We start from the raw sequence: 17,679 nt of genomic DNA, 5'->3' as shown, positions 1-17,679 counted from the left end.
TGCCTTCCCTCCTAACTCTTAACTCCTAACTCTCAACCAGGGCCTCACACTTCCAGCTCGAAGCTCACGATAGTGCCCTGCCCCAGGCGCGAGCTGATGGCCAGCCGGCCGCCCAGCAGGGCCACCCGGTTGCGCACACCGGCCAGGCCAATGCCCGCCAGCGGCTGTCCCACCAGCGCGGCCGGCTCGAAGCCGCAGCCGTTGTCTTCCACGCTTACGTCGAGGCGGCCGTTTTCGTAGGCTACGTGCACCACGGCTTCGGTGGCGTGGGCATGCTTCATCACGTTGTTGAGCAGCTCCTGCACCGTGCGGTACACCCCAATTTCGGCCTGGGAATTGAGGCGGTGGCCGAGGCCAAGCAAGTGCAGGCGCACCGGCAGGCCGGACGGCGCAATGCGCTTCACCAACTCCTGCAGGGCCGTTTGAAGGCCAAAGTCTTCGAGCACGCCGGGCGTGAGCTCAAAGGAAATGGTGCGCGTGGCCCGGATGGCCTCATCCAGCAGCTTCAATGACTCGCGGGCCAGGCCCGGCACCCCGGCCCGGCCCGCCAGGCTCAGCTTGGTGGCGTAGAGGAGTTGGCCCAGGCCGTTGTGCAGGGCTTCGGCAATGCGCTTGCGCTCGGTTTCCTGGGTGTCCAGAATGGCGGCCAGCACTTCCTGCTGCCGACGCAGGCGCTGCTGAGTGGCCTCTTCGGCCAGGCGGTCGCGCTCGGTCACGTCGCGCACCACCGTGAGCACGCCGCTGGGCTGGCTTTTGCCATTGTGGTATAGCGGCACGATGTGGACATCGTAGCGGCCGGGCTGCTGCTGAAACTCGCGGCCGAACAGGTCGATGCGCTCGCCGGCCAGCGCCCGGGCCACGAGCTGCTGCGATTCGTTGTTAAGGTAAGGCAACACCTCGGCCAGGGGGCGGCCCAGCACTTCGGCGGCTTCGCGGCCAAAGTAAGTGGTGGCCTGGGCATTCCAAGCCGTGATGCACTGCGCCTGGTCAACGGCAATAATACCGTCGAAGGTGTTATCGAGGAGGCTTTCGGTAAATCCCTTGCTCTGCCGCTGCTGCTGCTGGGCCTGCCGGGCGGCCGTGATATCGCGCCACACAGTGTGCACCACCGGCGTGGAGCCACCCAGCTCGATGGGCGTAAACACAGCCTCAACCCATATTTCCTTGCCCGTGGCGTGGCGCATCACGGCTTCGCAGCGCTGCGAGCCGGTGCGCAGGGCCTCGGCCATGGTGTCGTGAAACAGGTCGATGGTGCGGCGGCCGTCGGGCTGGTACTCGGGGGAGTGAGCCCAGGCCACCTGGCCCACCAGCTGCTGCCGGTCGGTGGTGCCCAGCAGGCGCAGGGCAGCAGCGTTGCAATCCACAAAGTGGTAGCCCTGCACGAGCACCACGGCAGAATAGCTTTCGGTGAACAGCTTGCGGAAGCGGGCTTCGCTGGCCGCTAGGGCGGTAGTGGCCTGCTGGCGGGCCGTGGTGTCGAGCACGGCCAGGCGGCACTGCGGGCCCGCGGGGCTATCAACCCGCAGGCCTTCGAGCTGCCCGAAAAAAGTGGTACCGTCTTCCTGCTGCAGCTTCAGCTCGATGCTCTGCGTGCTGTCGCTGCTGAACACGCGGGCCAGAAACTGCTCAAAATCCAGGCGCCGGGCCGAAACCACAAACAGGGTAAAGCGCCGCCGCGCCAGCTGCTGCCGCACAGTACCCAACAGCCGGGCCCCGCAAAAGTTGAGCTGCTCGATGAGGCCCGTATCGGTGAGGGTGAAGTAGCCCACCGGGGCGTAGTCGTAGAGGTCCACGTACTGGCTGCGGGCGGCCTGGGCTTCGGTCTGGGTCAGCAGCAGCTCTTCGTACTGCATTTCCAGCTCTATCTGGTGCACTTGCAGCTCCTGCACCAGGCGCTGCATTTCTTCGGGGGAGTGCAGCTCGGTGGGCTGGGTCACCAGCGCCCGGCGCTGTTCGGCCCGGGTGCGCAGTTCCAGCAGCGAGGCGTGCAAATCGGTGAGGGGCGCTGGAGTATCGGGGGGCAGCATGGCGGTGAAGCAAGGTAGATTGTGAAGGTAAGCAAGGCAGCGCGCCGGGCCAGTGGGGTGCAACCCAAATTGTCGCTAAATTCGGATTAACTTGTGTCATGACAACAGCACCTACCCCCGCCATGAGCAAGGCTGAATATCTGGCATTGACCGAGCAAAAATACGACGATTTGCAGGCGCTTGCGACCCAGCCGACGTTTTACGGTTACGAGAAATCCTTTGAAGCCATCTGGATGGATTTGGACCGTCAAGTGTTGGAGCGCAACGTCGGCGTTGTGCCGGCTGACCGCCGTAAAAAAAGATAACGACCCGCTTTGGTCAGATTCATATAGCGAACAATCAGGAATTTAGCCATCATCCGAACGGGTTTGGCGTCAGCCCCTACCTACAGGAGAAACTGGTTTTTTTGGGGCAATTCGAGGTCTATCAACAGGCCGCCGCGTTGGTCGAAACGTTGCTGGGCCTATCCGTGGGGGCCAGCCAAATTGACCGCCTGACGCACTTTTACGGCGGGGCCATCGCCGACGATATAGACCTGGCCGCCGCCGATGCCGCCGCCGTGGGGGTCGTCTACGCGCAGGCGGACGGGGCCATGCTGCTGACTGACGAAGGCTACAAAGAAGTGAAACTGGGCCGTATTTTTGCGGCTACAGCCCTGCAAACGAGCGCCGTAGAGGAGCGGGGCGGGCACATTGCCTCATCCGTTTTTGTGGGCCATCGAGGAAATGCGGCGGCGTTTGGGGTCAAGTTAGCGACGCAACTCGCCCCCTACAACGGCCGGGGGCGCGACCTGGTTTTTATCAGCGACGGGGCGCTGTGGCTGCGTCAGCTGATGGAAAAAACGTGTCCGCAGGCAACGCTGATTTTGGACCTCTACCACGCCATGGAACACATTGGCCAAGCCGGAAAGGCGGGTCTTGGGACCGGATAAGCGGCTGCCGACTGGTTTGATATACAACGCAAATTACTATTATACAGTAAGTTATACGAAGTATTGGCAAACCTCCAGCAGTTGAAAATAGCCCCTGCCTTGCGCCATTCCGTCGGTGCGTACCTGCAATCAAACCGCGACCGGATGGATTATAAATCGTACCGCGAACGCGGGTTGTTGATTGGCTCGGGGGCCATCGAATCCGCTCACCGCACGGTGATGCAACGGCGCTTAAAGCGGGCGGGGCAACGCTGGAGCAACAACGGCGCACAGCGGGTCTTGACCCTGCGCGTTTGCGCGGTGAGTAATCGGTGGCACTTGGTACGACAACGCATTGAACCCTGCAACCCACTCAGGCAGGCATAGCGACAATTTGGGTTGCACCCGCCGGAAGTGCCTAAAAACACCGGCTTTCCGGTGGCCGGGCATCTGTATTGCTTCTCCCAATAATTACCCGCCCACCGTATGCTCAGCCAGTTCCATTCAGCTAGTGCGGCCAGCGCCTACACCGAGGTGCACCCCCCCAGAGCTGGTAAGTGCTATCGTTTATAGCCCCGGGCTCAGGCCAGCAGCCAGCGCACGGCCGCGCCCTCGTCGGCAAAGGGGCGCAGCAGGTAGGGAAGGCCGGGTAGGGTGGCCGGCCGCACCTCGTCTCCTATCGCCGTATCGGCGGCAAGCTCAGCGGCGCGGGTGGGAGCTACCAGGTAGGCCAGGCGCAGGGGGGCGGGCAGCAGGGCCGCCGCCCGGGGCAGCCAGTCGGTGATGACCCAGCGGGCGCTGGTGGCATCGGTGTAGGGCCGGCGGCGCACATCGAACAGCCAGCGGGTGGTGCGTCGGGCTTCGGGCAGCAGCAGCAGGGCCTCGTAGTCGCTGCGGGAAGTAGCGACCAGCTCGTGGGTAGGCCAGCGCACGGTGAAAAGGTCGAGGTCGGGCCGGTAAGCGTAGTCGGGAAAGTCAGAATCGGGCATGGGCAAAAAAGAATGGCGGTGCCAACGGAAGCGGCAAAAATACTTCCCGGCCCGGGACATGGCGCCCCGGCCGGCGGGTGGCCTAAGCCGCCGGGTCCTGCAGCCAGGTCACCGCCTCGGCCTCGCCCATAAAGATGGCGGCCTCGTAGGGCTGCGTGGCCGCGAGGGCGGCCTGCACGGCCGGAACTACTTCGGCATCGTGGCGCATTTGCTCAAGGCGCTGCATGGAGCTGAACACCGCCAGCCGCAGCCGGCGCGGGGCCAGCTGCGCCACGGCCACCGAAAAGAAGTCGTGAGTGAGCCAGGCGGTTTCGGCCAGTTTGAGCGGGCCCGAGCGGCGCGAGTCGAGCAGCCAGTTGCCGCAGCCGTGGGCCAGCGCCAACACCAGGGTCGCCTCGTACGAGGCCTGCGCTTCGGCCAGGGTGTCGGGGGACAGCCAGCGCAGGAACACGATGTCGAGGTCGGGGCGGTAGCTCAGGGTATAAGTGCTCAACGGTGTAGGATTAAAAACAGGAGGAGTACGCCCCGGTGGGCAGGGCTTGGTTTTGGCTTTCTTGCCAACCCTGGCCGGGGCTGGCGGGGCTGGCAGCAGCGGTGCCCGCAAGGTACGGTCCAGGTCGGGCGTCGCTACGCGGCCAAAGGCCATGCTCCAGCCGGCAAAGTGCCGCTCGGCCGTTGGGCCGGCGCTCACCGTCACCACCTGCGTGTGCCAGGTATCCTGCTGAATGGCGACGTACAAGTTGCGCACGGCCTCTTCGGACCCTTCCAGCACCTGCACAAAGTGCCCGGCGCTATAGAGCAGTATGTCCGAAATCCGGTGCTCCGCATTAAAGCGGCGGGCCGTGTGGAGAAGCTGTCCCAACGCCTCGTCGCTCAGCGGCGCGGTGGCCCGGCTACGGTAGAGCATCTGGTACACACTGATATCGAGCAGCTCGATAACCTGGTCGATGGTGAGGTCGCCCAGCTGGTAGCGGGCCAGCAGCTGGCGCTCGTAGCGCTGGGGCGAGAGCGTCGTATTGGCTGTTATCGCAACAGCCCAATCCACGGCCCGCCGACGCTGGCTTTCAGTTATCAGGAAGGCATCATTCATTCAGCTAGTCATACGCCGCCCTCCCCTTTGTGGGTTATCCCAATTGTACTCCGGATAAATACGGATTTTTACTCAGTGGCACCGCTCCGCATTGCACGCCCGGCAGGCACAGGGCTTCCTGGGGGCACTAGCGCAGCGGGGCGCCCAACCGAAGAATAAAAGACACGCCAAAAATTATTATGATTCTCTTATATTTAAGTTCCCTCCCCTCCCCCCCCCGCGCCTACTCTCGAAGTCTACATTACCCACTTCGCGCTGTACCCCACGCACTTTTTTAATTATGAGGACATATCACCTCATCTACCAGAGCCAAGCCATGGTGCCTTTCAACGCACCCGAGCTGCGGGCCCTGCATCGGCAGGCGCAGGCCTACAACGGTACCCACGGCATTACGGGCGTGCTGCTCCACACCGCCGACGGCCGGTTCCTGCAGCTGCTCGAAGGCACAGAAGCTGCCGTGCGGCACCTCTACTACAACCACATCGTACGGGACCCGCGCCACCGCGATTGCCACATCCTGGCCGAAGGCCCCTGCCTGAAGCCCAGCTTTGCCAGCTGGGCCATGGTGCTTCGCTTCGTGCGGCCCAACGAGGTGCGCGACCTGCTGGCCCATGTACCCGCCGACGGTAACCAGGCCCGATGTGTGCCGCGTGCCCGCACCGGGCCCGAGTTGGCGGCGGCGCTGCGTGGCTTCATTGCCACAGGCCAGACGGCCCAGCAGACGTAAGGCCGACGGCTAAGCGGGCACCACTTCCACGCCCAGCAGCAGGCGGCCCGTGCGCGCCCCGCCGCTGGTGAGGGGCCGCCCAAACAGCCGCAGCGTGCGGGGGCCGGCCTTGGGGAAATCAGCCACGTAGGGAAAATCCAGGAAGGACTGCTCCGGGTGGCGCAGGGTGGTTTCGAGGCGCTCGCGCAGGGCGGGCTGCTGCCAGGCCCCGCCATCGAGCTCGCGCAGCAGCTGGCCCTTGCTGCGGTCGCGGTCGAGACCGAACAGCGTGGCAAAGGCCTCGCTGATGGCCAGCACCCGCTGCTCGGTATCGAGCACAAGCAGGGGCTCGCGCAGGGTTTCGGCAATGCTTTCGGCAAAGCGGGCACTTTCCTGGAGCTGGGCTTCGAGGGTTTTGAGGGCCGTAATGTCGGTGAAGGTGATAACGGCCCCGCTGATGTAGTTATCGAGGGTGCGGTAGGGCAGAATGCGCATGACGTACCACTCGCCCTGGGTGGTCTGAATATTGGCCTCCACGGTCACCAGCCGGTCGAGTACCTGTCGCACGTCCTGGGCCAGGGTTTCGTGGCGCAGGGTATTGGCAAAATGCATGATGGGGCGGCCCACGTCGCTGGGCAGCAGGCTCACAATGCGGTTCACGGGCGGCGTGAAGCGCTTTATCACCATGTCATTGTCGAGGAAGATGGTAGCAATTTCCGTGGCGTCGAGCAGGTTCTTCATGTCGTTGGCGGCCTGGCTCAGTTCCTCGGTTTTATTGAGATACTGCATGTTAAGGGTCATCAGCTCCTCGTTCAGGCTCTGCATTTCCTCCTTGTTGGTCATGGCCTCCTCGTTGGTGCTCTGCAGCTCCTCGTTGGCGCTTTGCAGCTCCTCGTTGGTACTTTTAAGCTCTTCCACGCTGATTTCCATCTCCTCAATGGTGGTCTGGAGGCGGTGCTTGGTGTATTGCAGCTCCTTTTGCAGGGTTTGCACCTGAGCGTCGTGGTCGGGGGCCAGGGTGGCTTTGCCCAGGCGCACCCGCCGGGGCGTGGGCTGCTCCTCAAACACCACCAGCAACAGGCCTGCCAGGGGCTCGCCTTCTTCCAGCACCTTCACCGTGAGGCGCAGCAGCTGCACGCCGGTTTCAAGGCGCAGCTTCACGCCCTCGGCCACCACGTCGTGGCGGGTGGCCACGGCCTTGTGCACGGCCTCGCTCAGCTCATAGTTGAGCTCTTCGCGGGCCATGTCAAACACGTTCATGGCGCCCAGGCCGGGCGCCGGCTCCAGAAAACGGCCGGTGCGGCCGTTCACGTACAGAATTTCGCCCTTGGGGTTGATGACTACGGCGGGCGGCGTGTACTGGCGCAGCAGCACGCGCTGGACCAGCGCAGTAAACGGAGAATCTTTGCGGGCGGTATGAGCCATCATGGGACTAGCGGCAGAAGCGGACGGAGCCAGGGCATGCTGCCGGGCCAGGGCAAACGGAAAATTGGCCAGCCGAATGAGCGACGACGGCGTATCCATACGCCGCGAAATCTTCCATTTTACGTCCAATGACTGAAATAAGTCCTGAAAGCCAGCAATGTTTTCGCTCGGCCCCAGAAAAATCAAGCCATTCGTAATCAAGGCGTAGTGAAAGAAAGGGATAAGGTTTTTCTGGAGCTCGGCGCTGAAGTAGATGAGCAGGTTGCGGCACACCAGCAGGTCGAGCTTGGTGAAGGGCGCGTCCTTGTTCAAATCGTGCACAGCAAACACCACCACGTCGCGCACTTCTTTCTTGATGCGGTAGCCGTCCTCGGTTTTGACAAAGTAGTGCCGCAGCCGCTCGGGGCTCACGTCGGACACCACGTTGTCGGGGTAAATGCCCACACGGGCAAAGTCGATGGCGTCGGGGTTGATGTCGGTGGCAAAAATCTGGAGCTTGAGGTAAGCGGTAGACTCCAGGCCGTCCAGGCATTCGAGCAGGGCAATGGCCAGGCTGTAGGCCTCCTCGCCCGTCGAGCAGCCGGGGGCCCACACCCGCACGGTGCTGTCGGCGGGCTTGAGGCGCAGCAGCGGCAGCAGGCGCACCTTCAGCTGCTCAAACGCCTCGCGGTCGCGGAAGAATTTGGTTACCCCAATCAGCAGCTCCTTAAACAGGGCATCTACCTCGGCTGGGGTTTCCTGAAGGTAGCGCACGTAATGCGTAAACTCCCGAATCTGGTGCGAGTTCATGCGCCGCTCAATGCGCCGGAACACCGTGTTGCGCTTGTAAAAGCTAAAATCGTGGCCCGTTTTGGCCCGGATGAGGTGAAAAATCTTTTGCAGGGCGTGGGCCGGACGGGCGGCGCTTTCGGCTTCCTCGCGGCGCGGGCGGGTGGCGGGGTGGCGCATGTAGGCCAGCAGCTTGGCGGGCAGCAGCTCGGCGGGCAGCACAAAATCCACAAACTCGGTGGCCAGGGCCGAGCGCGGCATCGAGTCGAACTCGGCCGTTTCGGGGGCCTGCACCATCACCATCCCAAAGTTTTCCATCACCATTTTCAGGCCCAGCGTGCCATCGGAACCCAGCCCCGAGCAGATGACGCACACTGCGCGGGCGCGCGCATCCTTGGCCATGCTCTGAAAAAAGAAGTCGATGGGCAGCCGCCGGCCCTTGGGCTGGGTGGGCGCAAACAGCAGCAGCATTCCGTGCAGAATGCTCATGTCGCGGTTGGGCGGAATCACGTACACCTGGTTGGGGCGCACGCGCAGGCCATCGCTGGCTTCCCGTACCGGCATGGTGGTGAAGTGCTGGAGCACCTGCGCCAGCTCCGATTCCTGGTCGGGCGAGAGGTGCGTGATAACCACGAAGGCCATGCCGCTATCGGCCGGCATGGCCCGAAAAAACCGCTCAAACGCGGCCAGCGCGCCCGCCGAGCCGCCCAACGCTACCAGCGGGAACTTATCGGGCGAGAAATCAGGGTGCCGGACTTCGCGGGCCAGTACAGGGATAACGGGCTCATCGCCGTCGCGGGGCATTTCTGCGGGCGGGGTGATGAGAATACCGGGTTCGCCGGGGACGGGCGCTGAATCGGTGGGAGTCATGAGGCAACGGGTATGAAAGGGGCCGCAGGGAGATGCTGCCTGCGGCGCGCCAGGCGGCAGATGGTGGCCGTTTGCATTGGCGCACGCAGTCGCCCCGGGAGTAGACCAGAAACAAATTTACCGGAAAAAGCCCGAGCCCTTCGCCGTCCCCGGATATTTCCCGTAGAAAATGCCACCTCTCACACTTCTTTCCTTTATGTCAGCGCCTGCTTACCTTATTGTAGTTGGCACTTCGGCCGGCGGCATGCCGGCACTGGTCCAATTTGTGGCCCATCTGCCCGCCGCGCTGCCCGCCGCCATCCTGGTGGTGCAGCATTTTGCCCCCGATTCCAACGGCCAGCACCTCGTCGAACGCCTGGCCCGCCACACCACCCTGCCCTGCCGCCTGCCCACGGATGGCGAAACCCTGGCCGCCGGCACCATTTACCTGGCCCCGCCCGACCGCCACCTACTGGCCAAGGACGGCAGCGTGCCCCACCTGCTGGTGACCAAAGGCCCGCGTGAAAACCACTACCGCCCCGCCGCCGACGCCCTGTTCCGCTCGGCAGCCGTGGCCTACGGGGCGCGCACGGTGGGCATCGTGCTCACCGGCATGCTGCACGACGGCACGGCCGGCCTGGAATTCATTAAGCGCTGCGGCGGCATTGCCATTGTGCAAGACCCCAGCGAGGCCGAATTTCCCAGCATGCCCGAATCGGCTTTGCACAATGTGGACGTGGACTACGTGGTGCCCCTGGGCCAGATGGCGGCCCTGCTCGAAGAAATAACCCACAGCCCCGCTCCCCCGCGCCAGCCCGATATTCCCGAGGACCTTAAACAGGAGGCCACCATTGCCGAAAGAGTAGTGGGCGACATTACCGCCGTGGCTGAAATCGGGCACCAAGTGCCCCTCACCTGCCCCGACTGCGGCGGCAGCCTCTGGCAAGTGAACCAGGGCAAGGTGCTGCGCTACCGCTGCCACACCGGTCACGCTTTCACCGCCGGCAGCCTGCTACACAATTCGCAGCAGCACCTCGAAGAAACCCTGTGGGTGGCCCTGCGCATGATGGAAGAACGCAAAAACCTGCTCACCGGCATGGCGGCTCGCGGCACCGGGTCCTACTCCGCGCAGCAGGAAGAGCGGCTGGACGAAATCAAAAAGCACATCAACCGCCTGCGCGAATTCCTGCTCAATGACGGCCCCACCACCATTGCCACGCCCGAAGACTAGTGGCCCGTAGGCGGCCGCCGGCGGGCTAAGCAAAACAAGCGGGCGGCCGGCTTTTACCGGCTGTCTGCTCAACTACCAATTTGAATAATTGCTTAGGCCTCCATGCTCCAGTCGTGCCAGTGGGCCTGCCGGGCCGCGTCGAGCAGGGTGGGCACAATGCAGGACGCGGGGCCAAGCTCCTGCTCCAGCAGCTCGCGTTTCACGCGTTCGGGCACGTGCACCAGCACCAGCTGCGCGTGCTGCTCCTGCAGCTGGAAATGCGTGTCCCACAGCAGCCGCGCCGCTTCGGTCGACAGCGAATCCAGCATGCCGCAATCGACCCACACCGAAGTCTTGCCGCTGCGCCGTGCCCGCCGCAGCCAGCGCGCCAGCACCGATTCCGGCTGGCCGGGCCGGCCAGGGGCTAAAATGAGCAGGTAGCTCTCCGGCAGTAATTCATGATAGATAACGTGCATAGCAAACAAAATTTAGCCATTAATCGAATAGAAATAAGCAAGTTAAACTAACACTATACAGTAGTTATCCGCACAATGTTGATACAAATTTCGCCAATGTTATAATTCTATTCCTTATGGATAACTACGGATTATGATGATGAAAAGTACTTAAATTAAACTTTTACCATTAAATTTTTCATCGTATCGCCGATTATGCTGCTTAGAGCGGTTTCCAATTTAGTGTACAGAATCTGATGCACCTTGCGTTATGAAAGCATATTCGATTGATTTGCGGGAACGGGTAGCGGCGGCATGTGCCGCACCGCAGGCCCGGATTTATCAGGTGGCGGCGCAATTTAGCGTCTCCATCTCCTTCGTGGACAAGCTTTTGCGCCGGCAGCGCACGAGCGGTTCGCTGGCGGCCCTGCCCGCGAACGGCGGCCCACTGCCGCGCCTGGACCCGGCTGGCCAGGACCTATTGCGGGCCTGTCTGGTGGCGCAGCCCGACGCGACCCTGGCCGAACTGGCCACGGCCCTGCTCGCCGCCGACGGTCCGGCCCTGAGCCGCACGAGTACGTGGCGGGCGGTGGAGCGCCTGGGATGGGGGCGCAAAAAAAAAGCGTCCACGCCGCCGAGCGTGACACCGAACGCGTCGTAGCCATGCGCCGCTTATTTTTGGAAGCCATTCAGGAAGAAGATGTGCGCCGTTTCGTGTTCGTGGACGAGACGAGCACCAACCTCACCTACTGCCGCCGTTACGGCCGGGCCCCGGCCGGCCAGCGCCTGGACCAGGCCGTGCCGTTGCACGGCGGCCCGAACGTGACGCTCATCGCCGCCCTGACCCCGGACGGGCTCGGAGCCTTGTTGAGCGTTAACGGGGCCGTTAATGGCGACGTGTTTGCCGCCTACCTCGACCAGGTGCTCGGCCCCAACCTGCGGCCGGGCGACGTAGTAGTGCTCGATAATCTGTCGGTACACAAGGTGGAAGGCTTGGACGAAATCGTGAAAAAGTACGGGGCTCGGCTGCGCTACCTGCCGCCCTATTCGCCGGATTTCAATCCCATTGAACTCGCTTTTAGCAAACTCAAGACCTGGTTGCGCACCGCGAAAGCCCGCACCCGCGACTTGCTGGAGGAAGCCATCCGGACCGCCGCCGACTGGATAACCGAACAGGATGCCAAGAACTGGTTTGACCATTGCGGATATCATGTACAGTGATTTGGAAACCGCTGTAGTGTCTCAATTGACCGGACCCGAGCCGGGGACGGGAACGGTTCGGGGCACTCTTTATTGTAACAAAATAAATTTAATTATATATTTAGCTTTAAAACAATATTCGGCCGCAAAAATTCCGGAAATTCTCTTTTTGTTAAAACACGATGGCAGTTCAGCCGTCATCCTGCTGTCCCTCCCGTTTGGATGGGCCCATCATCGGTGTAGCGACGCATCTTTGCGCCGTGTAGCTGAACTTTACCAGATACACGGTGCAGCTGCAGACATGCATTGCTACACCATCCGGCAAAATATAAATCGCAATAAATCAGCGTACCATAAACAAAGTGGAGCTGGCAAGCTGGCCACCACATCGCGCTTTACCACCTTTTTTCACCTTTCCCTTCCTCACTCATGAGTCCATCTGTTCGCAACGTCATTGCCTGGATTTTACAGGCGCTGCTGGCCGCCTCCTTTATTTATGCCGGCAGCCAGAAACTCATGGGCCTCGATGGAACCATGGCCATGTTTGGCAACCTGGGGTTGCCGGGCTGGTTTGGCGGCTTCATTGGTGTGGCCGAGGTGCTGGGCGGCATTGGGCTGCTGGTGCCGCGCACGGTGCGCCCGGCGGCCCTGGGCCTCATCGTCATCATGCTGGGGGCCGTGTTCATGCACGCCACCAAAATACCCGGCGGGCTGGCCAATGGCATACCCGCTATTGTGACGCTGGTGCTGCTGGTGGTAGTGCTGGTGCTGCGCAGCCGCACCGCAGCCCGGGCAGCAGCCTAAGCGCTGTGCCGAAAAGGCCGGCGGCCCACTCAACCCGGAGTAACAAGCCTTTCTTTGCATAGCCACCAAACCGCCCCCCAGGCCGAGCGTTATCCCAAACCATTGCCGCGCCGGCCGGGTTGCTTGTCTTCCGGCCGGCCCAACCGGGCCACTGACCGGGCCACTTGTGTGTTCTCATGAAAATCCTTTATAGCTACCTGCGCAACTACTGGCCACTGCTGGCGCTGGCCCTCGGGCTGGCCGCTGTGAACCAGGTATTTTCGCTGCTCGACCCGTATTTCTTCCGCAAACTCATTGACCACTTCTCCCCCAAGGGTGGCGATTTGGGTACAATACACTTGGTGCCATTTGGGCCATTCCTGCGCGAGGCGCTGCCCTATATCGGGCTCATGCTGGGCGCAGCCATGGTGTCGCGCATTGCCAAAAACTTCCAGGATTATTACGTCAACGTCATCACCCAGCGGCTGGGGGCCAAGATGTATTCCGACGGCCTGCGCCACTCGCTGGAGCTGCCATACCAAGTGTTTGAGGACCAGCGCTCGGGCGAAACCCTGGGCAAGCTCCAGAAAGTGCGGATTGACGTAGAAAAGCTCATCCAGAGCTTCGTGAACGTACTTTTTACGGCGCTGGTGGGCATCATTTTCGTGATGTGGTACGCCATCACGGTGTACTGGCCCATTGCGCTAGGCTACTTTCTCACCATTCCGCTGCTGGGCATTCTGAGCTTTTTTCTAAGCAAGAAAATCAAAGTTATTCAGAAGACCATCGTGGCCGAAACCACGGCCCTGGCCGGCTCTACCACCGAGAGCCTGCGCAACATCGAGCTCATCAAGAGCCTGGGCCTGGCCCAGCAGGAAACCGAGCGCCTGAACGCCACTACCGATAAAATCCTGAAGCTGGAGCTGCGCAAGGTGCGCTACCTGCGCTCGCTGAGCTTCGTGCAGGGCACCTTCGTAAACCTGCTCCGCAACGTGATTGTGCTGCTGCTGCTGTACCTGCTGGTGCAGCGCCACATCAGCCTGGGGCAGTTTTTCTCGTTCTTCATCTACTCGTTCTCCATCTTCGGGCCGTTGCAGGAGCTGGGCAACATCATTGGCGTGTACCGCGAAACCGAAATTTCGCTGGGTAATTTCCAGACGATTCTCGACACGCCCAAGGACGTGAAGCCGGCACAGCCCAAGTCGGTAGCCCACATCGACAACCTGGCCTTCGACCACGTCAGCTTCCAGCACCTCACGGCCAAGGGCAAGGCGCTGACCAATATTTCCTTCGGCGTGAAGCTCGGCGAAACCATTGCCTTCGTGGGCCCGTCGGGCTCGGGCAAAACCACGCTCGTGAAGCTGCTGGTGGGCCTCTACCCGCCCCTGGCCGGCCAGATTCTGTACAATGGCATCCCCGGCGATGAAATCGACCTCGATGAGCTGCGCGAGCAAATCGGCTTCGTGACGCAGGACACCCAGCTTTTTGCCGGCACCATCCGCGAGAATCTGCGCTTCGTGGCTCCCCACGCTACCGACGAGGAATGCCTGATGGCCCTGCATCAGGCGGCCGCCGATACGCTACTGGCCCGCGCCCCGCTCGGCCTCGATACCGTGATTGGCGAGGGCGGCGTGAAAGTAAGCGGCGGCGAAAAGCAGCGCCTCAGCATTGCCCGCGCCCTGCTGCGCAAGCCCACCCTCATGGTGTTCGACGAAGCCACGTCGGCCCTCGATTCGCTCACCGAAGAGGAAATCGGCAAAACGGTGCGCAAGCTCTCCGGCTCGCGCCAGCACATGACCATCCTCATTGCCCACCGCCTCAGCACCATCCTGCACGCCGACCGCATCTTTGTACTTGAGCGCGGCCACATTGCCGAGCAGGGCGGCCACGCCGAGCTGCTGGCCCAAAAGGGCCTCTACTACGCCATGTGGCGCCAGCAAATCGGCGAGCGCAAGGAGGAAGAAGCAACCAGCGCCGTAGCCGTGTAAGGCAAGGAACTGGCGCGAGTTACCGGAACTGGCGCGAGTTTAGCGCAGCGTAACTCGTGCCAGTTGGGCCAGTTGGGGATAGTACTGAAATTCAGCACTTACACAATCACCTGTGCTTCCACATCGAAATTCGGCTTGGGTGGCTTCGGATTCATTTCTTCCAGCACGGCCACCACAATTTCGGCAATGGCCAGGTCCCGCACCCACTTGTGGTTGGCGGGCACCACAAACCACGGGGCATCATCGGTAGAGCAGTGGCGCAGGGCGTCTTCGTACACGCGCTGGTAGTCGTCCCAGAGGGCACGATCTTTGAGGTCGTTGGGGTCGAATTTCCAGTTTTTGGTGGGGTCGTCGAGGCGGGCCTGCAGGCGCTCGGCCTGCTCGTCTTTGGAGATATGCAGGAAGAATTTGAGGACGCGCGTGCCGTTGCGGGTCAGCAATTGCTCAAAATTATTGATATCCTCGAAGCGCTGCCTGGCCGTTTTGTCGTCAATCAGGCCATGGACGCGGGTGATGAGCACGTCCTCGTAATGTGAGCGGTTGAACACCCCAATGCGGCCCCGCTTGGGCGTTTGGGCATGAATGCGCCAAAGGAAATCGTGGTTAAGCTCATCGGTGGAGGGCGCTTTGAAGTTGGCCACCTGCACCCCGGCCGGGTTCACGCCCGTGAGCAGGTTCTCGATAAGGCCATCCTTGCCGCCCGTATCCATCGCCTGAAACACCAGCAGAATGCTGTGCCGGTGCTCGGCATACAGCAGCTCCTGCAGCTCGCAGAGCCGGTGGCGCAGGGCATCCATAAACGGGTGGGCCTCCTCCTGGTTGGTGAGGCGATGCTTGAACGGCTTCTCGGAATCCGGGTCAACATCGGCCAGTTTGAAGGACTTATGCCTGACCTGCACGGCAGGCGTTTCGGGATAGTTAACTTTCATGAGCCGCTTGCTGAAAATAAGGATTGAAAGGAATACCTACGCGAAAGCCGTGGGCGGCGGGCTAGCCGCCCACGGCCCGCGCAATGCCAAAGGCCGCCGCTGCCGCCAGCGCACCCACCACAGCCATTTTCACGGCTCCGGCCACGGGCGGCTGCCCGGTCATGCGGCTCTTGAAATAGCCAAATACGAACAGGCACACCAGCGTGATGGCCGCCGACCACGCCAGCCCCTGCTGGGGCGTGTCGGTCATGAAGTAGGCGCTAAGCGGAATCAGCCCGCCCACCGCGTAGGCCAGGCTGATGGTGACGGCACTTTTGGGAGCCTGCCGGGGGTCGGGCTCCTCCAGGCCCAGCTCGTACTTCATCATGAACTTCACCCACTGCTCGGGGTCGGCGGTGAGCTCGGCCACAGCCTGGCGGCGGGTTTCGGCCGAAAGGCCCATATCGGCCAGCAGCTCGTCTACTTCGACGCGCTCCTTGTCCGGCACTTCCTGCACCTCGCGGTGCTCGCGGCCCAGCTCCGAGGCGTAGTGCTCTACTTCGGTGCGGCCGGCTAGGTAGCCACCCAAGCCCATGGCAATGCTACCCGCCACTATTTCGGCCAGCCCCGCCGTGATAACCAGGCTGGAGGACGACACGGCCCCACTCAGCCCTGCGGCCAGCGCAAAGGGCACCGTCAGGCCGTCGGACAACCCAATGACCACGTCCTGCAACATGGCCGAGCTGGTAAGGTGGTGCTCGGGATGCACGTCGTGGGGCAGCTGGGTCGTCGTCTTTATTGGTTCGGTCATAAAGGAAAATTTAAGAATGTGGCCTGAACCCGGCCGGGTGCTTTACGTACGAAGAACATAGAATTTTCGCTGCCGAAATGTTTCGGTTGCTGCCCTCACCTCACTCGTTTTTATCATTATGGCTGCTCCTGCCAAAACCGCTGCGCCCAAAACCGCCGCACCCCAAAAAGCTGCCGCCCCGGCTGCCAAAAAAGCCCCCGCCAAAAACGCCGGTAACGCCGGCAAAGGGGCCGGCTCCAACGCCGCTGTCGATATTCAGCCCATTCTCAACCAGCAAAACCATGCCCCTGCGCCCACCCAGCGCTTCGGCACCGTGAGCCAGCGCCTGCCCATCGGCCTCGAAGAGGCCACGCGCTACGATAGTGTAACCATGCTCAACCAGCTGCTGGCCGATACCATCACGCTGCGCGATATGTACAAAAAGCACCATTGGCAGGTAGTGGGCCCCACGTTCTACCAGCTGCACCTGCTCTACGATAAGCACTACGAAGAGCAGGCCGGTCTAGTCGACACCATTGCCGAGCGCATCCAGATTCTGGGCGGTGTGGCCGTGGCCATGGCCCACGACGTGGCCGAGCTCACCAGCCTGCCCCGCATCCCGCGCGACCGTGAGGAGGCGCCCATTCAGGTTTCGCGCCTGTTGAGTGCCCACCAGTCCATCCTCAAAAACTGCCACGAATACGCCAAGCGGGCCGATGAGTCCGGCGACGACGGCACCAACGACCTCATCGTAAGCGACCTCATGCGTACCAACGAGCTGCAAGTGTGGTTCGTGTCGGAGCACGTAGTAGAGTCGCCGCTCACCCGAGCCGAGTAACCTTCCCGGCTGCAGGACAAAAAAGGGCTGCCGCAGAATCTGCGGCAGCCCTTTTTTGTCCTGCAATCTGAGTGAGAGTTGATGGCTAGTTGACATTTTCTTCGACCCGCGCCTCCAGCTTATCATTTTCGTTGTCTTCGGCCTCTTCTACCGAATGGGTTTTGCCGAGGTCGCTGTCCTTTTTGGCCAACTCGGCAAGGGCGCAGTAGAAGTTGTGGAAAAGCTTGATTTCTTCCTCCGAAAAATCCTGCGCGTTGATAAGGCGGTTGCTGGCCCCCTGCGTAGCCGCAATCAGCTCGTTCAGCTTAAGGTGCAGCACCAGCGAATCCTTGTTCTGCGCCCGCTGAATGAGAAACACCATCAGAAACGTGATGATGGTGGTGCCCGTGTTGATGACCAGCTACCAGGTTTCGGAATAATGAAACAGCGGCCCCGTCACACCCCAGATGACAATAATGGCCGACGCCCCAATAAAAGCAGCCGTGGAACCCGAAAACTTGGTAATACCTTCGGCCATGCGGCCAAAAAAGGAGTTGGAAGTCGATTTAGCGGCGGAATTCATGGCCAAATGAACGGTAAGATTGAGAAAGCTTACGGCCTTCTTCTGCGGAACCACAAGGTAAACGACTGAACGATGGGCCTTTGATGAAAAAGCGTGGCAGAAGGTTGTAGGAGCCGATTTCACCTCCTATCTTTGCACCCGCTAAGCTACCTCAGCGACGCCGGCCTCGGCTGAATACCCG

At 61.5% G+C, this 17,679-nt stretch carries 14 protein-coding genes and 2 pseudogenes; 8 read left to right on the top strand and 8 right to left on the bottom strand.

Translation table 11 applies throughout. From position 1 onward, the window contains the following. Positions 1 to 44: 44 nt before the first annotated feature. Positions 45 to 2,027, bottom strand: a complete 1,983-nt coding sequence (locus tag KQ659_RS06710) for a PAS domain-containing sensor histidine kinase (RefSeq protein ID WP_216689537.1) — start codon at positions 2,025 to 2,027, stop codon at positions 45 to 47. A gap of 98 nt (positions 2,028 to 2,125) precedes the next feature. On the opposite strand from KQ659_RS06710, the pseudogene KQ659_RS06705 reads away from it, so the two are divergent. After that, positions 2,126 to 3,324: pseudogene (locus KQ659_RS06705) on the top strand (ISLre2-like element ISRsl1 family transposase). Between the two features lie 194 nt (positions 3,325 to 3,518). Here KQ659_RS06705 and KQ659_RS06700 read toward each other — a convergent pair. Together KQ659_RS06700 and KQ659_RS06695 are read right to left on the bottom strand one after the other, a co-directional pair. After that, the gene (locus KQ659_RS06700) at positions 3,519 to 3,926 is read right to left on the bottom strand and encodes a hypothetical protein (RefSeq protein ID WP_216689539.1); all 408 of its coding nucleotides are present in this window, start codon (positions 3,924 to 3,926) and stop codon (positions 3,519 to 3,521) included. Positions 3,927 to 4,008: 82 nt separating this feature from the next. Continuing rightward, positions 4,009 to 5,016: a BLUF domain-containing protein gene (locus tag KQ659_RS06695; protein ID WP_216689541.1), complete on the bottom strand. Its 1,008-nt coding sequence runs from the start codon at positions 5,014 to 5,016 to the stop codon at positions 4,009 to 4,011. Positions 5,017 to 5,296: 280 nt separating this feature from the next. On the opposite strand from KQ659_RS06695, the gene KQ659_RS06690 reads away from it, so the two are divergent. Then, positions 5,297 to 5,743 (top strand): BLUF domain-containing protein, encoded by a 447-nt coding sequence (locus tag KQ659_RS06690; RefSeq protein ID WP_216689543.1) that lies wholly within the window; start codon positions 5,297 to 5,299, stop codon positions 5,741 to 5,743. 9 nt (positions 5,744 to 5,752) lie between these two features. Here KQ659_RS06690 and KQ659_RS06685 read toward each other — a convergent pair whose 3' ends face one another. After that, entirely contained in the window at positions 5,753 to 8,785 is a 3,033-nt protein-coding gene (locus tag KQ659_RS06685) for a CheR family methyltransferase (RefSeq protein WP_216689545.1), read from the bottom strand. A gap of 196 nt (positions 8,786 to 8,981) precedes the next feature. Between KQ659_RS06685 and KQ659_RS06680 the strand changes: the two genes are divergently transcribed. Next, positions 8,982 to 9,995, top strand: a complete 1,014-nt coding sequence (locus KQ659_RS06680) for a chemotaxis protein CheB (RefSeq protein ID WP_216689547.1) — start codon at positions 8,982 to 8,984, stop codon at positions 9,993 to 9,995. Positions 9,996 to 10,087: 92 nt separating this feature from the next. Here the strand turns inward: KQ659_RS06680 and KQ659_RS06675 are convergent, their stop codons facing one another. Further along, positions 10,088 to 10,450: a hypothetical protein gene (locus KQ659_RS06675; RefSeq protein WP_216689548.1), complete on the bottom strand. Its 363-nt coding sequence runs from the start codon at positions 10,448 to 10,450 to the stop codon at positions 10,088 to 10,090. Positions 10,451 to 10,700: 250 nt separating this feature from the next. On the opposite strand from KQ659_RS06675, the gene KQ659_RS06670 reads away from it, so the two are divergent. The 4 genes from KQ659_RS06670 (at position 10,701) to KQ659_RS06655 (ending at position 14,400) form a co-directional block, all read left to right on the top strand. Then, the gene (locus KQ659_RS06670) at positions 10,701 to 11,090 is read left to right on the top strand and encodes a COG3415 family protein (RefSeq protein WP_216688105.1); all 390 of its coding nucleotides are present in this window, start codon (positions 10,701 to 10,703) and stop codon (positions 11,088 to 11,090) included. A gap of 2 nt (positions 11,091 to 11,092) precedes the next feature. Then, the gene (locus KQ659_RS06665; protein ID WP_262905480.1) at positions 11,093 to 11,650 is read left to right on the top strand and encodes an IS630 family transposase; all 558 of its coding nucleotides are present in this window, start codon (positions 11,093 to 11,095) and stop codon (positions 11,648 to 11,650) included. 408 nt (positions 11,651 to 12,058) lie between these two features. Continuing rightward, on the top strand, positions 12,059 to 12,433 hold the full coding sequence (locus KQ659_RS06660; RefSeq protein ID WP_216689550.1) for a DoxX family protein: 375 nt from the start codon (positions 12,059 to 12,061) through the stop codon (positions 12,431 to 12,433). Positions 12,434 to 12,609: 176 nt separating this feature from the next. Further along, positions 12,610 to 14,400, top strand: a complete 1,791-nt coding sequence (locus KQ659_RS06655; RefSeq protein WP_216689551.1) for an ABC transporter ATP-binding protein — start codon at positions 12,610 to 12,612, stop codon at positions 14,398 to 14,400. A gap of 98 nt (positions 14,401 to 14,498) precedes the next feature. On the opposite strand, the gene KQ659_RS06650 is transcribed toward KQ659_RS06655, so the two are convergent. Together KQ659_RS06650 and KQ659_RS06645 are read right to left on the bottom strand one after the other, a co-directional pair. Beyond that, entirely contained in the window at positions 14,499 to 15,329 is an 831-nt protein-coding gene (locus KQ659_RS06650; protein ID WP_216689552.1) for a polyphosphate kinase 2 family protein, read from the bottom strand. Between the two features lie 61 nt (positions 15,330 to 15,390). After that, positions 15,391 to 16,119, bottom strand: coding sequence for a VIT1/CCC1 transporter family protein (locus KQ659_RS06645; RefSeq protein ID WP_216689553.1), 729 nt, complete (start codon positions 16,117 to 16,119; stop codon positions 15,391 to 15,393). Positions 16,120 to 16,237: 118 nt separating this feature from the next. On the opposite strand from KQ659_RS06645, the gene KQ659_RS06640 reads away from it, so the two are divergent. Continuing rightward, positions 16,238 to 16,936 carry a Dps family protein gene (locus tag KQ659_RS06640; RefSeq protein ID WP_216689556.1) on the top strand — a complete coding sequence of 233 codons (699 nt, stop codon included), beginning with the start codon at positions 16,238 to 16,240 and terminating at the stop codon, positions 16,934 to 16,936. An 85-nt stretch (positions 16,937 to 17,021) separates the two neighbouring features. On the opposite strand, the pseudogene KQ659_RS06635 reads toward KQ659_RS06640, so the two are convergent. After that, positions 17,022 to 17,453 (bottom strand): annotated as a pseudogene (locus KQ659_RS06635) (low affinity iron permease family protein). Positions 17,454 to 17,679: the final 226 nt, after the last annotated feature.

The sequence above is a fragment of the Hymenobacter siberiensis genome (assembly GCF_018967865.2).
Classification (GTDB): Bacteria; Bacteroidota; Bacteroidia; order Cytophagales; family Hymenobacteraceae; genus Hymenobacter; species Hymenobacter siberiensis.
Note: the sequence above shows the minus strand (reverse complement) of the source record. Positions and strands in the feature narration are given on the sequence as shown.

What these genes read in the sequence shown, in the direction of transcription:
- KQ659_RS06710 (WP_216689537.1), bottom strand. Translation starts at nt 2,027, where the DNA reads ATGCTGCCCCCCGATACTCCAGCGCCCCTCACCGATTTGCACGCCTCG.
- KQ659_RS06700 (WP_216689539.1), bottom strand. Translation starts at nt 3,926, where the DNA reads ATGCCCGATTCTGACTTTCCCGACTACGCTTACCGGCCCGACCTCGAC.
- KQ659_RS06695 (WP_216689541.1), bottom strand. Translation starts at nt 5,016, where the DNA reads ATGAATGATGCCTTCCTGATAACTGAAAGCCAGCGTCGGCGGGCCGTG.
- KQ659_RS06690 (WP_216689543.1), top strand. Translation starts at nt 5,297, where the DNA reads ATGAGGACATATCACCTCATCTACCAGAGCCAAGCCATGGTGCCTTTC.
- KQ659_RS06685 (WP_216689545.1), bottom strand. Translation starts at nt 8,785, where the DNA reads ATGACTCCCACCGATTCAGCGCCCGTCCCCGGCGAACCCGGTATTCTC.
- KQ659_RS06680 (WP_216689547.1), top strand. Translation starts at nt 8,982, where the DNA reads ATGTCAGCGCCTGCTTACCTTATTGTAGTTGGCACTTCGGCCGGCGGC.
- KQ659_RS06675 (WP_216689548.1), bottom strand. Translation starts at nt 10,450, where the DNA reads ATGCACGTTATCTATCATGAATTACTGCCGGAGAGCTACCTGCTCATT.
- KQ659_RS06670 (WP_216688105.1), top strand. Translation starts at nt 10,701, where the DNA reads ATGAAAGCATATTCGATTGATTTGCGGGAACGGGTAGCGGCGGCATGT.
- KQ659_RS06665 (WP_262905480.1), top strand. Translation starts at nt 11,093, where the DNA reads ATGCGCCGCTTATTTTTGGAAGCCATTCAGGAAGAAGATGTGCGCCGT.
- KQ659_RS06660 (WP_216689550.1), top strand. Translation starts at nt 12,059, where the DNA reads ATGAGTCCATCTGTTCGCAACGTCATTGCCTGGATTTTACAGGCGCTG.
- KQ659_RS06655 (WP_216689551.1), top strand. Translation starts at nt 12,610, where the DNA reads ATGAAAATCCTTTATAGCTACCTGCGCAACTACTGGCCACTGCTGGCG.
- KQ659_RS06650 (WP_216689552.1), bottom strand. Translation starts at nt 15,329, where the DNA reads ATGAAAGTTAACTATCCCGAAACGCCTGCCGTGCAGGTCAGGCATAAG.
- KQ659_RS06645 (WP_216689553.1), bottom strand. Translation starts at nt 16,119, where the DNA reads ATGACCGAACCAATAAAGACGACGACCCAGCTGCCCCACGACGTGCAT.
- KQ659_RS06640 (WP_216689556.1), top strand. Translation starts at nt 16,238, where the DNA reads ATGGCTGCTCCTGCCAAAACCGCTGCGCCCAAAACCGCCGCACCCCAA.